We start from the raw sequence: 14,101 nt of genomic DNA, 5'->3' as shown, positions 1-14,101 counted from the left end.
TGAATATGGGAGGAGCTGCCGGTCCGCATCTGGCCGCCCCCATCAAACCGCGAACGTCCAAAATTGAGGTGGGAAACGGCCGGTCTGCCAGCGGATGCGCGAGCAATCAAGCTCCTGCACGAAGGTGGCAAATGCCACGACACTCAAAGCTCCCTTTCTTGATCCTAAAGCGATTTCAGGCTGGAAAACAGCGGCTTCCTGAGCCATGAAAAGATATGAACTCACAAGACGGTGAAGCGACCGAACGGCTGCGTCGGCAGCAAGATGCTCTGGCCCGGTTCGGATCAGATTGCCTGCTTTCGCGGGATCTCGACGAAATCCTCAATCGCGCCGCCGAGCTCGTGGCCGAAGGACTCGATATTCGCCGTGCGAAGGTGCTCGAGTTGCTGCCTGACGGGACCACCCTCCTCATGCGAGCTGGCGTAAATTGGCACCCGGGCACGGTGGGGCACGTTCGGTTCGGCGCGGACAAGGACTCGCCTGCCGGCTTCGCATTGGCGCAAAGCGAGCCCGTGGTCTCCCCGGATCTGGATGAGGAAACGCGCTTCAAGATTCCCGACGTCCTGATCGAGCACCGCATCAAGAGCATGGTGAACGTGATCATCGAAGGTGAGGAAGGGCCCTTCGGCGTGCTGGAGGTCGATGCCACGGACAAGCGTGACTTCGATGAACACGAGACGTCCTTCCTGAAGAATTACGCCAACCTGCTTGCCTCTGCCGTGGATCGCCACCGGGCGCACAAGAAACTGAAAAAGGCGCTCAGCGGCCAGACCGTCCTGGTTCAGGAGCTCGAGCATCGGGTCAAGAACATGCTGGCGCTGGTGCAATCGCTCGCCAAGCAGACGACCGCCGAAGATGCCTCGGCACGGGCCTATCGCGACATTTTTCTCGGTCGGCTTCGGGCCCTCACGCAAGCGGAAAACCTGGTCTTCGACGATCATGCCCAGGTCCTGGATCTGAGGGAGCTCGCGAAACGATCTGTAGAGCCGTTCGAGGCTGCCGATGCCCCGGTTCCGAAGATCGAAGGTCCGCAGGTCATGCTTCAGGCTCGCCAGGGACGCATGATGGCTCTGGTCCTGCACGAACTTGGAACCAATGCGACGAAGCATGGCGCTCTGTCCGTGCCGGAGGGCGTGGTCGAGCTTTCATGGAATATCGAGGAAGAACCCGAAGGTCACCGGGTTCATCTGCATTGGCGGGAAGTGGGCGGGCCGAAGGTGGAATTGCCAGGGCGCGGTGGTTTCGGAACACGGTTGCTCGCGGATCTGGCCGCCTATGAGCTGGATGGCGAGGCGCAGTTGAAATATCTTCCCGAGGGTTTCCAGTATGAACTCAAATTCCCGATCTGAGGCCGTTGGAGGCGCCAGCCTCGACAGCGAACTGCTGTCGAACCGGCGCATCCTCATCGTCGAAGACGATCCCTTCATTTCGATGGAGATGGAGGAAATTCTCTCGGCCGCCGGAGCGCAGACGATCGAACGGGCACCGAGCGTCGAGGTCGCGCTGGAAACGCTCGGCAAGAATCGTCCGGATGCCGCATTGCTGGACCTCAATCTCAGAGGCGTGAGATCCACTTCGGTTGCGAGGGCTCTCATCTCTTCCCGGATTCCGTTCGTGCTGACATCTGGCTACAGCCGCAGCCAGATCGACGAACCCTTGCTCAACGACGTTCCGCTCGTTCCCAAGCCAGTGCTGCCGTCGACGCTCCTGGCTGCTCTGAAGGACCTTCTGGCCCATTGAGGCCAATTGCCGGCCGGCATTTTCGACCCCAAACCGGAAGCAGGCGGCTCGACGATCGCTGCCCACGGGCTGACATGGTCCAGGGTGAAGAACGGTATAGTCTCCAAGGTCCGCTTTGAGGCCCCCGCAACACTGTCCGGAATGGTCGATATTGGGTTGGAAGCGGCCATTTTTCTTTGTGCCTCGCGTCGATGGGAACTTGCTCACCCCAGGATTACCTAGAGAGTGGCGGCTCCCACCCACAGAGCGATCAAAATAACGCTTTCCCAACCGATACCAGCCGGTCCCTGCCTCTCGCGTCGCAGCAAGCCAATAAGCAGAACGGCTGTCATGACGAGAACCAAAGCCATCCAGAAGACCGTGCGCTGCGAGATCGCGTGGTAAATCGAGCCGTCGCGATAAGCGATGTCGCTGGAGGCGATGAAAAGGGCGTCGAACATGTTCCCGCCGATGATTCCGCCAATGGCAAGCTGCAATGCGCCGCGTCTCACCGCAGCTATCGTCGTCACCAATTCAGGCAGGGAGGTGACGATAGCGGTTCCCAGTGCTCCAACCACACCCTGCGATATCCCGAACCTGCTCGAAAGTTCGATGCCCGTCTCGCCAACGACCCACCCTGAGAGGCCGACAATGATCGTCAAAGTCCCGAACAGCGCTCCGATCAGCCACAAGGATCTTTGGTCTTCGGTTTCGTCGTTCTCTTCGTCCCGTGTCGCATCGGTGATCCTGGCAAGCCACATCGGCCGCTCGTGGATCTTGTGCGCGTTGTAAAGACCAACAAGATAGGTTCCGACCAGCACCGGAGTGAGAGGGTTGATAGCCCAAATAGAGAATGCAGGTGTTGCCCATGCCATGATCGATAGAGCGACGAGCAACATCAAAACGGTGGCTTGGCCGAGATTGACCGCGCTCGCCGCAGCATGTTCCAGATTGACCTTACGGTAAGCTACGTCGGCAAGCGCCAGAAACATCGTCTGCGCGGCGATCCCGCCCATTGCATTAGAAACTGCCAGATCGGCTGCGCCGGAAGCTGCAGTCGTCGTCGAGGTAACGATGCCCGCTATGCTTGTGCCCGCGCCAAGCAAAACCGAACCGACAAGAGCCTCGCCGAACCTCGTTCGATCGGCGATCGTGTCGGCATAGCCAGACATTTTCGTTCCCAGCAAGGCGATTACCAGCGCAGATCCTGCGAAGATCGCCAAGATTGCGATGGTCGACAATTGGGAAAGGTCTGGCAGCATTTACCTCCAAGTGGCTTGCCACGGGAAACGCAGAAAAGAGGGCGACTGTTCCATTCGGCTCCGGATATCCCCATCAAGCAGCGGGCATTAGGTTCGACGTGACTTGGTTTGGTAGGCGACCGGCTGGAACTGGGTCGTCTGCTGACAGGCTCCTTTCGGAATAAAGCCTCAGCAAGCAGCCTGACAACTTCGGGTGAATGTCGGTCTCGCCGCGAACGTCCAAGATTGGGGTGAAAAGGGACTTCGCCGATACGAAGGCATAACCTTACTTTCGCGACCCGGTTTGACGAGCTGTCACGTGGTTGCCATGTTGCCCTGTCTGTCATCTCCGAACAGAATCGAAGGGAATAAATTATGAAGTTCAAGACTGTGACACTCGTAGCATCTGCCTTCGCTATCTCCGCTCTCGGCGCATGTACTGAAAGCGAGCAGGAAGCGCAGGAGGACCTTGTCGATCAGCAGTTTGAATCGCAGGAAGATGTCCTTGAAGAACAGGCCGATCTTGCTGAGGCCCAGGGCGACGAAGTGCAGGAAGAGGCTCTCGACGCCCAAGCCGACGCCATGGGCGAAGCTGGCGATCACCAAGTCGAAAATCAATACTGAGTAGAGCGGCCAGCAGCGTTTCCCCTCTGGCCGAGATTGGGCAGCATCCGTCAACTCCGACGGGTGCTGCCTTTTCGCTTCCAGACTCGGTCAGGCCTCCTGTCCCGCATAATCCGTATGCTGGTCTTCGGCATTCACGAATGTTAGTGGAATCCATTGAGGAGGCACAAAAATTCGCAACTCGATTGAGGCCGCCCTTTGACAGCGGTCACCAGCCAGCCGAGCAAGTCGGTCCTGCAGGAAGGAGAGACCTGCTGGCGCAAGGTTCGCGCCCAAAGGGTATCTTTCATTGTGGACGCGGCTGACTATTTCGCGGCCGCGAAGGAAGCGATCCTCCAGGCTGAAAGATGCGTTTATCTAATCGGCTGGGAGTTTGATCTCGGCATTCGGCTTTGTCCTACCGAGGACGACCCAGAGACTCCTGACCAGCTACGCCAATTTCTGGTCTACGCCGCGAAGAACCGACCGGATCTCGAGATTTTCATTCTGCAGTGGGATGCTGCCATGCTGTTCAACACGGTGCGGCAGCTAGGGTCTTATCTGCTGCTGAAGGCCCAGATCAAGCCGCAGATCCATTTCCGGCTCGACCGGACTCATCCCGCTGGTGCCTGTCATCACCAGAAGATCGTAGTGATCGACGATGTGTTGGCATTTTGCGGCGGCATCGACATGACTGCAGGGCGCTGGGATACCTCCGACCATCACCTACAAGACCAACGGAGGCGCGAAACCGACGAAGGCGGGATGCCGTGGCATGACATGGCTCTGGCCGTAGATGGAGAAGCCGCAAAGGCTTTAGGCGACCTTGCGAGGCGGCGGTGGAAGGACGCGACCGGACACGACTTGCCAGTGCCAGATAGGAAAAAGGCGCTGTGGCCTGAGATGCTGACAGAACATTGCCGCGATGTGACCGTCGGAATAGCTAGAACTTATCCTGAGTATGGTGATCAAGCCGAGATCAACGAAGTTCAGGAGCTTTGGACACGGGCGATCGGATCGGCACGCAAGAGCATCTACATTGAGAACCAGTTTCTTTCGTCAGGACAAATCGCCGATGCCCTCAAGGCGAAGCTGAGAGAGAAAGACGGGCCGGAGATCGTGATAATCCTGCCATACTCAGCCGAGAGCTGGCTTGAATCCGAGGCGATGGATTCCGCCAGATCAATCATAATCGACGATCTTCGCGAGGCTGACGAGGATGGCAGGCTAGGTATTTTTAATCCGGACAATACCGCAGGAGAGCATATCTACGTCCACGCCAAACTCCTGATCGTCGATGATCATTTCATCAGGTTCGGGTCTTCGAACATGGCGAGCCGCTCTCTGGCGTTCGATACCGAATGCGATGTTGCCATGGAGGCATGCGATCAGCCTGCTCTCGAAGCGGCGATAGTCGAATTGCGGACCCGCCTGATTGCCGAACACCTCGGAATGTCCAGCAGCGACATCGAAGCTGAGATCAACCTATCTCGCGGTAGCATTCTCGAGACCATCGAGCGTCTTCGTGGCAAAGATGGAACGACTCTTCACGTCATGATGACACGGCAGCTCAATTCAGCTGAAACAGCGCTGGCCAAGAGCCGGCTGATGGACCCCGAGGAGCCGGTTAAGGTCCGGAAGAGACTAGGTAACTTCGCCGCTGGGGCAATGCGCCGCAACAGCCTGCCGATTGCCAGCGCTGCACTCTTGATGGCGGCCTTGGCCGCCGCTCGATCCTTTCGGGCTAGGTGACTAATCGACGAAGGTATTGGATCGTCAGTTTTCAGCGCCGTTCAACAGTAATTCGGCCCTCTATAGGGTCGCTTCCAAGCGCCGCTTTGGCGCTAGCATCGGCTGAAGCGTAAGCGGAAAGGAAGTTGCCAGACCAGGTGATAATCGGCTGCACGAGCTCCTCGTCATCGAGTGCAACTAAATTATGCCCACCCTCGTCGACGACGACCAGATATTTGTCGCCCGGGTTGCTCCGGTCGAATGCAAACCGGTGCACCTCCCAGGTCGGCATGCTTGTCCCGGTCGAATCTTTCGTTCCCGTCACCATCATGAACGGCACATCAAGGGCGGAATAGGTCGTTTCCGAGACCAGCGGTGGCACAGCCCCGGGTGAGGAAAAGGCTATCACCGCGGCAGGCTCAGGTCCCACCAACGGACCTTGAAACCATTTTCCCTCTCCGTGAGTCATGGCGACAAAGCCGCCAAAGCTATGTCCGGCTAGCACGACAGGCAGTCCACGCTCCTTCACAGCGTCACGCATGCTAAGCAGCGTCTCCATTCTTTGCCCAATGATCGCGACCGTCCGCGACATACCTTCAGGCGGCAGGGATGCGTGACGCGGATGGGCATCGCTATCCAGGTTCAATGGTGCCTCGACGGTAAATCCAAGTTCCGTCCAGCCGTCGATCAGCCGATCATAATTGGCAGGCTGGCCGCCCCAACCATGACCAAACAGAACTACACCCTTCGTTTCCCCATGCGCATCCCAGACGAATATCGTTTCGTTTTGCCCATCGGTTTCGATTTCGTAAGTGCGGTCATGGGCGAGCGCCGATGCGCTCAAAAACGCGAATACAAAAGCACTCAGGAAAAAATTGAACAAGAACCTACTCCCCAGCCTGATTGTTGTTTCCATAGCCTCGCGGCTCGAAATTCCAAATTTTTGCGCCCACCATCGCTTCTGAGCGCCTTGACACTGCTAGACAGGTATTGTCGAAGTTGTAGGCCTCGAACAGTAGGTGGCCCAACCCAAAAACCAAGGGATTTCAGTTTATGTCCTACCGAGCGCAAGTTGCCCCTCCGATTAGTTTTTCTCTTATTGGGTTGGCTGCTGGCGCGCTCTTCCTTTCCGCTTGCGCAACTTACCCAGAGCGCGATGCACTCAATTTTGGAACTCGGATCAGCGCGGATCTGAGGGGGGCAAATGAACTCGGCCAGTCCGGTGATGCGAATGGGGCGGGAGAATTTGTCGCCGCGCTGAACCGATCGGGCCGCATGTGTTACGAATTAGAAGCCAATGGCGTCGACCTCGTAACTGCCGCCCATATTCACGAAGGGACAGCGCAGTTGAATGGCGAAGTAGTCGCGCCGCTGGTCACTCCTCAAATGAACCGTCGCGCAAACGCCTGCACTGAACTCGCACCGGAACTCGCTCGGCGCATCCTCGCAGATCCGAGCGCCTTCTACGTCAACCTCCACAACGCCGCGCACCCCAACGGTGCTGTTCGCGGTCAGCTGAACTTGCCATAACACCGCGGATGTTCGCACTAGCGGAGGTATGCTAGCTGGTCGGCAAAATGACTTCGGCTCGATTTTTATCAATGCAAAATCATTCTTCGCTGCCACGATGGATCGGATAATGGCCAACACCGCAGCCCCTACTCGAGGGTTTCATGAGCCTGCCCCACTCGCGTAAATGTGAGGAAGGGGGTGGCGCATCTTCCCTGCCGGCATTTCGGCATTAATGCTCATCTACGTCTACGATGTCGATCTTTGCAACCTGCCAGGTACCATCGATCAGGGCCATGACGAGCTGCTCGGTCTTGCGTTCGCCGTTCAACATGATTGTGTCGAAAATCAGTATTTCCAAAGCCTCGTGCTCAGGGTTAGCGGCAGTGCCATCCCGCTCAACGGCACTGTCAGAGCAAATGCACCGGCTAGCGGAACGCGGCGGATCGGCTAGGGCGGGGCGATGCCCAGACTGAAGAAACCAGCCAGCCCGTTTCGCTATTTCAACTCGTCGCCCGAGGTAATCCGCCTGGTGGTGATGATGGACGTCCGCTTTCCGTTGTCGTTGAGGAACGTGGAAGACCTGCTGGCGGAGCGCGGGATCGACATCTGCCACGAGACGGTGCGTCACTGGTGGAACAGGTTCGGTCCTCTGTTCGCAGCCGACATTCGCCACCGGGTCAGCCGCAAACAACCGGGCGGAAAACTCACACCTGCCGTTCCGAAGGCGGGAACGGGCGATGCTGAGATTCAGGCAAATGAGAGCCCTGCAGAAATTCGCTTCCGTCCATGCCAACGTCCACAATCACTTCAACTCCGAACGCCACCTGATCGACAGAAAGACTTACAAGACCCGTCGCTCGCCCGCCCTGGTCGAGTGGCAGAACCTCATGGCCTGAGCCCTTTCAGGGTAAGGGAAAGCTCTGCCGATCGGAGACAAGTTGCGATTAGACTGACAGCACCTTTACGATTAAGCCGCATCCCAAAGGTCGGCTTTCGACAAGTTGGGCCCCTATAGCCGACTGTCCGCAAACGGCCCGGCTCCAGACGTTTAGCTTCGCGCACTCGATCGCGACGCCAATCCGACCTTGGGCAAGCCCTGGGAATGGTCGTTCCCGCACAGCCATTCCTGAAGATCCCAGGGCCGACCAAATCAGAAGTCGACCTGTGCGCGCAGGCCCACCACATCGACGGAATAGTCCCGATCGCCTCCTGCAGCGATCGCGGCCATATCGTACTCCAGGTGCGAGTAGTCGAGCATGAAGCGTGTATAGGCCGTTGGCGTCCAGACCAGCGACGCGGCATAACTATTCTGAATGCCGCCAGCGATCTCGGCATCGACCAGATCGAGGTAGTCGTACCTCACGTTAAGCTGCAGTGCGCCCAAACCGTTTTTGCCAAGCGGTCTCGCGGGCTTTACGCGGTCGAACTTGAAGCCCTTGTAACCGCGTGTGTCTCCCGCAGTCAGAAATACGCCTGCCTCCATATAGCCGCCGAAGAATGTCGGATCGGTCAGCTCGGGCCGCTCAACCTGCTGCCAAAATGCCTCACTCGCAAAATGGAAAGGCCCGGAAATCGCAGCCGTTTCTAGACCGAACCCGATTTCGGTTTCCGCCGCGATCGAGCCGGTGTTGATGAAGCGGGTGTCAGTAAAATGGAAATGCGGACGCTGCCGGTAGCTAACCGTGTCATCGGCATCGTTCAGTTTACGGTAGTGCACAGAGCCGCCAAAGTGCAGCCGGGTGTCTCCAAGGGTGGGTGCGTATACGGAGCGACCATCAAAGCTCCAGCTGTTGTTTTCATCACTGCTCAGGTCGTCGGAATTGGCGGTGAAAACGCCCGCCTGGAGTAGCAATCCGCCATTCTCGTACTGCCCGGACAATCCTACTCTACGCTCGAAGCCGAATGCGTCGGTGAACGAGGCGCGTTCCAGGAAAGAGATAAAGCGGCTGCTGGAAAGCTCTTCGAGACCCTGGAAGTTGTTATGCTGTCCGATCGTGACGGTTGCATCTCCCTTCTCGTAGGTGAAAAGCGCATCCGTGAGCTCCACCTCTCCGTCCGCAAAATCCACCTCCATCTTGTAAGCGAAACCACCCGGCAGATCGCCCGCGACGCCGATGCGCGCCCGACGGATCTCGTTGGCAAAGCCGAGCCCCTGATCGGAGATGGCATCGGGTGCCTTGACCGCGCCAGCATCGATCTGAAGCCGGCCAAACGGCTTGAAAGTCCAGCCATCTTTCGCCTCCAATGCAGCAACGGGCATGGGCGCCGGAGCTGCGACCTCTCCGGACGGGGGCGCTGCGACGGCTCCGGTATCAACCGCTCCATCTTCGCTGGCAGTCTCGCCCTCGAGCATCTCTATGCGCGAGGCCATCGCCTCCATTTGCGCACGCATCTGCGCCAGTTCAGTGCGAAGCGCAGCGGCTTCATCTGACTGCTGCCCCTGCGCCTGCGCCTGAGCGGGCGCAGCGAAGTTTAGCGCCAGCGCTATTGCAACAGAAGCCGACGCGACGCGGCGAACAGGAGACATATGCAACAGCATTCGATTTTCTCTCAATGTGACGATTCGGTTGCGCCGCTACGTCAGTGGAATGACGGGTATATGACAAGACGTCCGATGGATACCTTTCGAGACCTTGCCACAAGACACATGGAAGGCTGCTGGAAAGAGCGCAGAACACCATACCCTATGAGTGAGATGGCCCACGCTGCACCCCTGATTTGTGTAGATGCTGCGATCTTTTGGCCGGAGGCCCAGGCCAAGAAAAGGTCGTGGCCAATTGCCTCTGGTTTCGTCTTTTCAACATTGGCTTATGTGATCGATCCGACCAGTTTGTCATAAGCGTGTCATGAATCTCGCCCAACAGCCCGTCCGGACCCGCATTGAAACACTTAGATTTGCGCTGCAACGGCGCAACACAGATGGAATGGTACTTCGATGAAACCCTAGGCGCTTCTTACGCTTCCCCTAGCGATCGCAACGCTCATGCTGGGCGCGTGCGGCGATAGTTCCGGCGGTTCTGGCACGCGTGATACCGTCCGCGCCGTTGGCTCATCGACCGTCTATCCTTTTGCCAAGGTGGTGGCGGAAGATTTTGTCCGTTCCAACCGGGCGTTCGGCTCGCCGATCATTGAAGCAACCGGGACTGGCGGCGGGATGCAGCTTTTCTGCTCGGGCGTAGGTGCCAATACGCCTGACATCGCGCATGCGTCTCGTCAGATGAAGGCGAGCGAGTTTGAGACCTGCGTCGCCAACGGGGTCGACCAGATTACCGAGATCCAGGTTGGTCTGGACGGCATTGCCTTTGCCTCTGCAGAAGGCGGCATCCAGATGAACCTGACGCCTCAGATCGTCTATGAAGCGCTTGCTGCCAAACCTTATGGGAACGAGCAGACGGCCAAGACCTGGAGCGATGTCGATCCTTCGCTGCCGAATATTCCGATCATGGTCTATGGTCCGCCGTCAACCTCCGGCACGCGTGATGCGCTCAAGGAACTGATTCTGCAGCCCGGCTGTGAAGCTGGCCCGCAAATGGCTGCTCTCAAGGAAGCCGATGAAGACCGTTATGACCAAATCTGCACGGAAGTTCGCGCGGACGGCGCCTATGTCGATCAGGGCGAGCAGGACAACCTGATCGTACAGAAAATCGTGAATAATGCTCAGGCAGTCGGGATATTCGGATATTCGTTTTTGGAAGAAAACCGTGGCAGCGTACAAGGTCTTCCGATGAATGGCGTAGAGCCGACTTACGAGAATATCGCCAGCTTCGAATATCCGGGCGCCCGACCCTTGTACATCTACGTGAAGAATGCGCATCTGGATGCGATTCCAGGCCTGCGTGAATTCATCGGAACTTGGGCGAAATCCTGGGGCGAAGAAGGACCATTGGCCAAAATCGGTCTTATCGCCAACCCTGAGGACACCGAGGCTCGCAGCCAGAGAGCCGCGACCGAGTTCACAGTTTTGAGTGCATCGGACATCGAATAGCTTCGGCTGATCCCGTCAGGCATCCCACTACCCGCGCCATGGGCAGGTGTAGCGGGGTGCCTGAATCCCTGTTGCAGTCTCTCGTTTGCAGACGGTGATGGCGCGCTGTAGCAAGCAGCCAAAGGGCACTCTCAGAGCAAATGCCCGACTGGCGGAATGCGGGTTATCGGGTAGGGCGGGCGATGCCTAGGCCGAAGAAACCAGCCAGGGTGCGGTAGACGACATCGGCGAGCCTGGGTGACGGCATAGAAACGGCGGACGCTCCTCTAGGCGGGGCGAAAGCTGTACCCCGACGGGCGGGGGGGTCGCTTTCCCGCCCGTCGGAGTTCGTGCTGGCCGCGTTATCGCGGCTTGTATTCCTGCAGCAGCATGGAGCCGACTACCGTGCGATATTCGGCGCGGTTGCCGCTGGCGGCGGCCTGTTCCTTATAGGTAGTGCGCGACCACGCATCGAACGCCTTGTCTCGGCGTTCCTGCTCGGCAGCGTCAGGCAGGCTGGCGAACTGGGTCACAAGATAAAGGTCGGGCTCGCCCGTGCGCGCATTCACATTGGAATAAATGCCGTAATCCGTGATCCATCCCTGGGATTTGGCGTATTCCTGAAACCGCTTCCATTCGGTCGCAAGCCATTCGGCATATTTCAGACCGCCTTCGCCATCTTCGACGACGACACCGCTCATCTGGACATATTCGCCCGGAGCCAGCGGAAATTCCTGCGCAGCTACCGGCGCGGCCAACGGCATTGTCATGGCCATCGCAACAAGCGCCATTTTGATCTGCTTCACCGGTTCTCTCCCTTTAGCACCAACACGCCAATTCGCGGCCTCGACTCATTTCTGCTTCCGGTGGTTTTCTCCCGAGACAGCACAGGGCAAACTCCTCTGTGCGCGCAGATCCCCCGATCCGCGCATTGCCTGAAATAGCTGTATTTCAACTGGTTCCTATAAGTTGGAGAATGCCTCCGCAGGCGTGGTGCGGTCAACCGGGGCGGCCGTCAAAAAAGCGTCAATTCGAGCTTCATTCAGGCCGTGCGCGGGTCTTTCGGCATCAGGTCCGGCCAGCCGTGGCGGTTCCATGCCTCGACCAAGCCGACATGTTCGGCAAAATCCATGAAGCCGGCATGCTGGCGCGTCTGCCGGATCGGTTCGACATCGGCCCACAGGCTCATCAGGCCGAACATGTTGGCCGGATGGATGCACTCGCGGTAGATCTTCATCACCAGCTCGGCATGACCCATCCAGATCGCTGGAAAGGCGACCGAGGGATCGTAAGGGTCTGGCATCGTGTCATGCAGTCCATCAAGCATGACGCAATAGGCTGCACGGGCGCTGTCATCGCCGCTGCAACACCCTTTCGAGGCAATCGACCAATAGGCATCGCGCACCGCATCGCTCATCGGCTCGGTCCCGACGGGTGGCAGGATCACCGTGTTCATCAGCGTCCGCGAGACGAAATAGGTCTCGGTCGCCTTTTCGTGTTCGCCGACCGCAGCCTGTATGGCTGCCAACCACATCCCCGGCATTCCCAGATCGATCATGCGCTGCCCGGCTGCCAGGGCCGGGTCCAATTCGCCGAGATTGAAATGCGCGGTCGCAAGTATGGCGTGATTGCGCCCATAGGCAGGGTCTTGCTCCACCCCTGCCTCGATGAACGGCAGGGCAGCACCGGTGCGGCCGATATACAGCAGGAAAGACCCGAGACGTAAGGCTACATCGGCATTGCGCGGCTCGCGCGCATAAGCTTCAAACGCCAGATCAAGCGCGCCCGCCGGATTCTTGCGGGTCCATTCGTGAATGCCTTGGATCGCCAGGGCATGGCCCTGTCCCGGGTCGAGCGCGACCGCCCGTTTCGCGCATTGAGCCGCCGTTTGCGACCGTTCGACCCTGTCGAGGCATGGCGTATAGACCGCGTTGTGGACATGGGCATCGGCAAGCGCAGTCCAGCATTCGGCAAACTCGGGATCAAGTGCCAGCGCCTCTTCGAGCAGCTCGACGGACTTTGCAGCGGCACCATCGGTGATCGAACGCCGAAACAGCGAGCGGCCTTGAAGATAAAGCCCATAGGCCTCACGATTGGTGGTCATTCGCCGCAGCGGTGCGGGCGAAACCGGAAGGCCGAGCACCCTGCAGATCGCGGCGATGACGTTATTGCCGATAATCTTGCGTGACTCGAAGAACTCGTCGATTGTGCCGGTGATCCGATCCGCCCAAATCTCGGTGCCGGTGGTGCCTTCGATCAGGGCGATCCTGACCGCGATGGTATCCGGGGTGCGAATGACTTCGCCCTCGATCAAATGCGTAATCCGCAGGTTTGCGGCCATTTCCGAAAGCGTCTGCCCTCTTGCCGCCACAGCGAGGACCGAGGTCCGCCCGGCCAGCGCGATCCCTTCCACCATACCAAGACGCGACACCAGTTCATCGGTCACGCCCTCGGCCAGGAAGAAGTCTCCATCCACCTGGTCGATCTGGTCGAAGGGCAGAACCGCAAGGGCGATCTCGGCCGGGCCGATCGCTGCGGGATAGCGGGCCTGCGATGCAACTATCAGCCGCGCGCTGCTTTCCGGCTCGCCAGTAGAGCGTAGTTCGGACACCAGCCCGGCAATTGACTTTCGAAGTCTCGCATCGACCTCGTGTCGCTTTAGCGAAAGCCAGTTGTCAAAGGCGGGATTGAGCGACGCAGCCTGGAGCATTGGCAGATTGGCGACGTTCTCGAGGATCTGAGCGGCTCGACTCCCCTTGCCCTGCGCAAGCGCATCCTCAAGCTCGGAAAGGTCGGAAAGCAAGAGGTTGCGATCGAGCGCAACACCCGACCGGGTGACAATCAGGAGATTGCGAAAGCCCTTGTTCTCGAACTGGCGCCGAAGGTCGAGAAGGCACTGCCGGAGGCTGGCCTTTGCCTGCGCATGGAACCGGTCGGGCCATAGCAACCTGCAGAGTGTCTCACGGTCGAGCCTGCAATCCGGCTGCAAGCAAAGCAGCGCAATCAACAGCATCCCCCTGCGATTGCTGAGCAACAAGGGTGTACCGTCCGAAGTCTCGAGCCGGAACTCGCCGAAAACTCTGGCAAGAGCCCTAGTTCCGGGCGCTGCTAATGTATTTCGATCAAGCACCACTCCAGCCTCCCGGTGTAAAGGCTAGTCCTTAATTGAGCATTTGCAACGAATTAAGCCCAGGGAGGGGGCGCTGACACCGTCCGCCGATCTTCGGACCTAGCCTATTTGCCCAAGGGCTCTGTCAGAGCAAATGCATCTGCTGGTAAGGAGTGGCGGGGGAGGGCGGTAAGATGCCTCAAGACGATCACCACCGATGGT

Annotated in this window: 13 protein-coding genes and 1 pseudogene; 7 read left to right on the top strand and 7 right to left on the bottom strand. The window is 58.4% G+C overall.

Annotated elements, in window-relative coordinates:
- Nucleotides 1–42 precede the first annotated feature (42 nt).
- The gene (locus tag ACWIKC_RS10360; protein WP_454597425.1) at nt 43–207 is read right to left on the bottom strand and encodes a hypothetical protein; all 165 of its coding nucleotides are present in this window, start codon (nt 205–207) and stop codon (nt 43–45) included.
- An 8-nt stretch (nt 208–215) separates the two neighbouring features.
- Between ACWIKC_RS10360 and ACWIKC_RS10355 the strand changes: the two genes are divergently transcribed.
- A complete protein-coding gene (locus tag ACWIKC_RS10355) occupies nt 216–1,349 on the top strand; it encodes a sensor histidine kinase (RefSeq protein WP_454597424.1) in 1,134 nt (377 codons plus the stop codon).
- Nucleotides 1,327–1,740: a response regulator gene (locus tag ACWIKC_RS10350; protein ID WP_454597423.1), complete on the top strand. Its 414-nt coding sequence runs from the start codon at nt 1,327–1,329 to the stop codon at nt 1,738–1,740. The genes ACWIKC_RS10355 and ACWIKC_RS10350 overlap by 23 nt, the downstream gene beginning before the upstream one ends.
- 218 nt (nt 1,741–1,958) lie before the next feature.
- On the opposite strand, the gene ACWIKC_RS10345 is transcribed toward ACWIKC_RS10350, so the two are convergent.
- A complete protein-coding gene (locus ACWIKC_RS10345) occupies nt 1,959–2,981 on the bottom strand; it encodes a sodium:calcium antiporter (protein WP_454597422.1) in 1,023 nt (340 codons plus the stop codon).
- Between the two features lie 354 nt (nt 2,982–3,335).
- On the opposite strand from ACWIKC_RS10345, the gene ACWIKC_RS10340 reads away from it, so the two are divergent.
- Both ACWIKC_RS10340 and ACWIKC_RS10335 read left to right on the top strand, forming a co-directional pair.
- Entirely contained in the window at nt 3,336–3,584 is a 249-nt protein-coding gene (locus tag ACWIKC_RS10340) for a hypothetical protein (protein WP_454597421.1), read from the top strand.
- Between the two features lie 198 nt (nt 3,585–3,782).
- Nucleotides 3,783–5,315 (top strand): phospholipase D-like domain-containing protein, encoded by a 1,533-nt coding sequence (locus ACWIKC_RS10335; protein ID WP_454597420.1) that lies wholly within the window; start codon nt 3,783–3,785, stop codon nt 5,313–5,315.
- Nucleotides 5,316–5,346: 31 nt separating this feature from the next.
- Here the strand turns inward: ACWIKC_RS10335 and ACWIKC_RS10330 are convergent, their stop codons facing one another.
- The gene (locus tag ACWIKC_RS10330; protein WP_454597419.1) at nt 5,347–6,177 is read right to left on the bottom strand and encodes an alpha/beta hydrolase; all 831 of its coding nucleotides are present in this window, start codon (nt 6,175–6,177) and stop codon (nt 5,347–5,349) included.
- A 170-nt stretch (nt 6,178–6,347) separates the two neighbouring features.
- On the opposite strand from ACWIKC_RS10330, the gene ACWIKC_RS10325 reads away from it, so the two are divergent.
- Complete coding sequence (locus tag ACWIKC_RS10325) at nt 6,348–6,824, top strand: CHRD domain-containing protein (RefSeq protein WP_454597418.1); 477 nt, start codon at nt 6,348–6,350, stop codon at nt 6,822–6,824.
- A 211-nt stretch (nt 6,825–7,035) separates the two neighbouring features.
- Here ACWIKC_RS10325 and ACWIKC_RS10320 read toward each other — a convergent pair whose 3' ends face one another.
- Nucleotides 7,036–7,434 (bottom strand): hypothetical protein, encoded by a 399-nt coding sequence (locus ACWIKC_RS10320; protein ID WP_454599526.1) that lies wholly within the window; start codon nt 7,432–7,434, stop codon nt 7,036–7,038.
- Here ACWIKC_RS10320 and ACWIKC_RS10315 point away from each other — a divergent pair.
- Nucleotides 7,336–7,702: pseudogene (locus tag ACWIKC_RS10315) on the top strand (DDE-type integrase/transposase/recombinase). The gene ACWIKC_RS10320 and the pseudogene ACWIKC_RS10315 overlap by 99 nt on opposite strands.
- A gap of 254 nt (nt 7,703–7,956) precedes the next feature.
- Here the strand turns inward: ACWIKC_RS10315 and ACWIKC_RS10310 are convergent.
- The gene (locus ACWIKC_RS10310) at nt 7,957–9,345 is read right to left on the bottom strand and encodes an OprO/OprP family phosphate-selective porin (RefSeq protein ID WP_454597417.1); all 1,389 of its coding nucleotides are present in this window, start codon (nt 9,343–9,345) and stop codon (nt 7,957–7,959) included.
- A 444-nt stretch (nt 9,346–9,789) separates the two neighbouring features.
- Between ACWIKC_RS10310 and ACWIKC_RS10305 the strand changes: the two genes are divergently transcribed.
- Nucleotides 9,790–10,791, top strand: coding sequence for a substrate-binding domain-containing protein (locus tag ACWIKC_RS10305; protein ID WP_454597416.1), 1,002 nt, complete (start codon nt 9,790–9,792; stop codon nt 10,789–10,791).
- Nucleotides 10,792–11,132: 341 nt separating this feature from the next.
- Here the strand turns inward: ACWIKC_RS10305 and ACWIKC_RS10300 are convergent, their stop codons facing one another.
- Together ACWIKC_RS10300 and ACWIKC_RS10295 are read right to left on the bottom strand one after the other, a co-directional pair.
- On the bottom strand, nt 11,133–11,576 hold the full coding sequence (locus ACWIKC_RS10300) for a hypothetical protein (RefSeq protein WP_454597415.1): 444 nt from the start codon (nt 11,574–11,576) through the stop codon (nt 11,133–11,135).
- Nucleotides 11,577–11,812: 236 nt separating this feature from the next.
- On the bottom strand, nt 11,813–13,717 hold the full coding sequence (locus ACWIKC_RS10295) for a tetratricopeptide repeat protein (RefSeq protein ID WP_454597414.1): 1,905 nt from the start codon (nt 13,715–13,717) through the stop codon (nt 11,813–11,815).
- Nucleotides 13,718–14,101 lie beyond the last annotated feature (384 nt).

The sequence above is a fragment of the Qipengyuania sp. SM2507 genome, from assembly GCF_053714505.1.
This window is presented reverse-complemented; position numbering and strand designations above follow the sequence as displayed.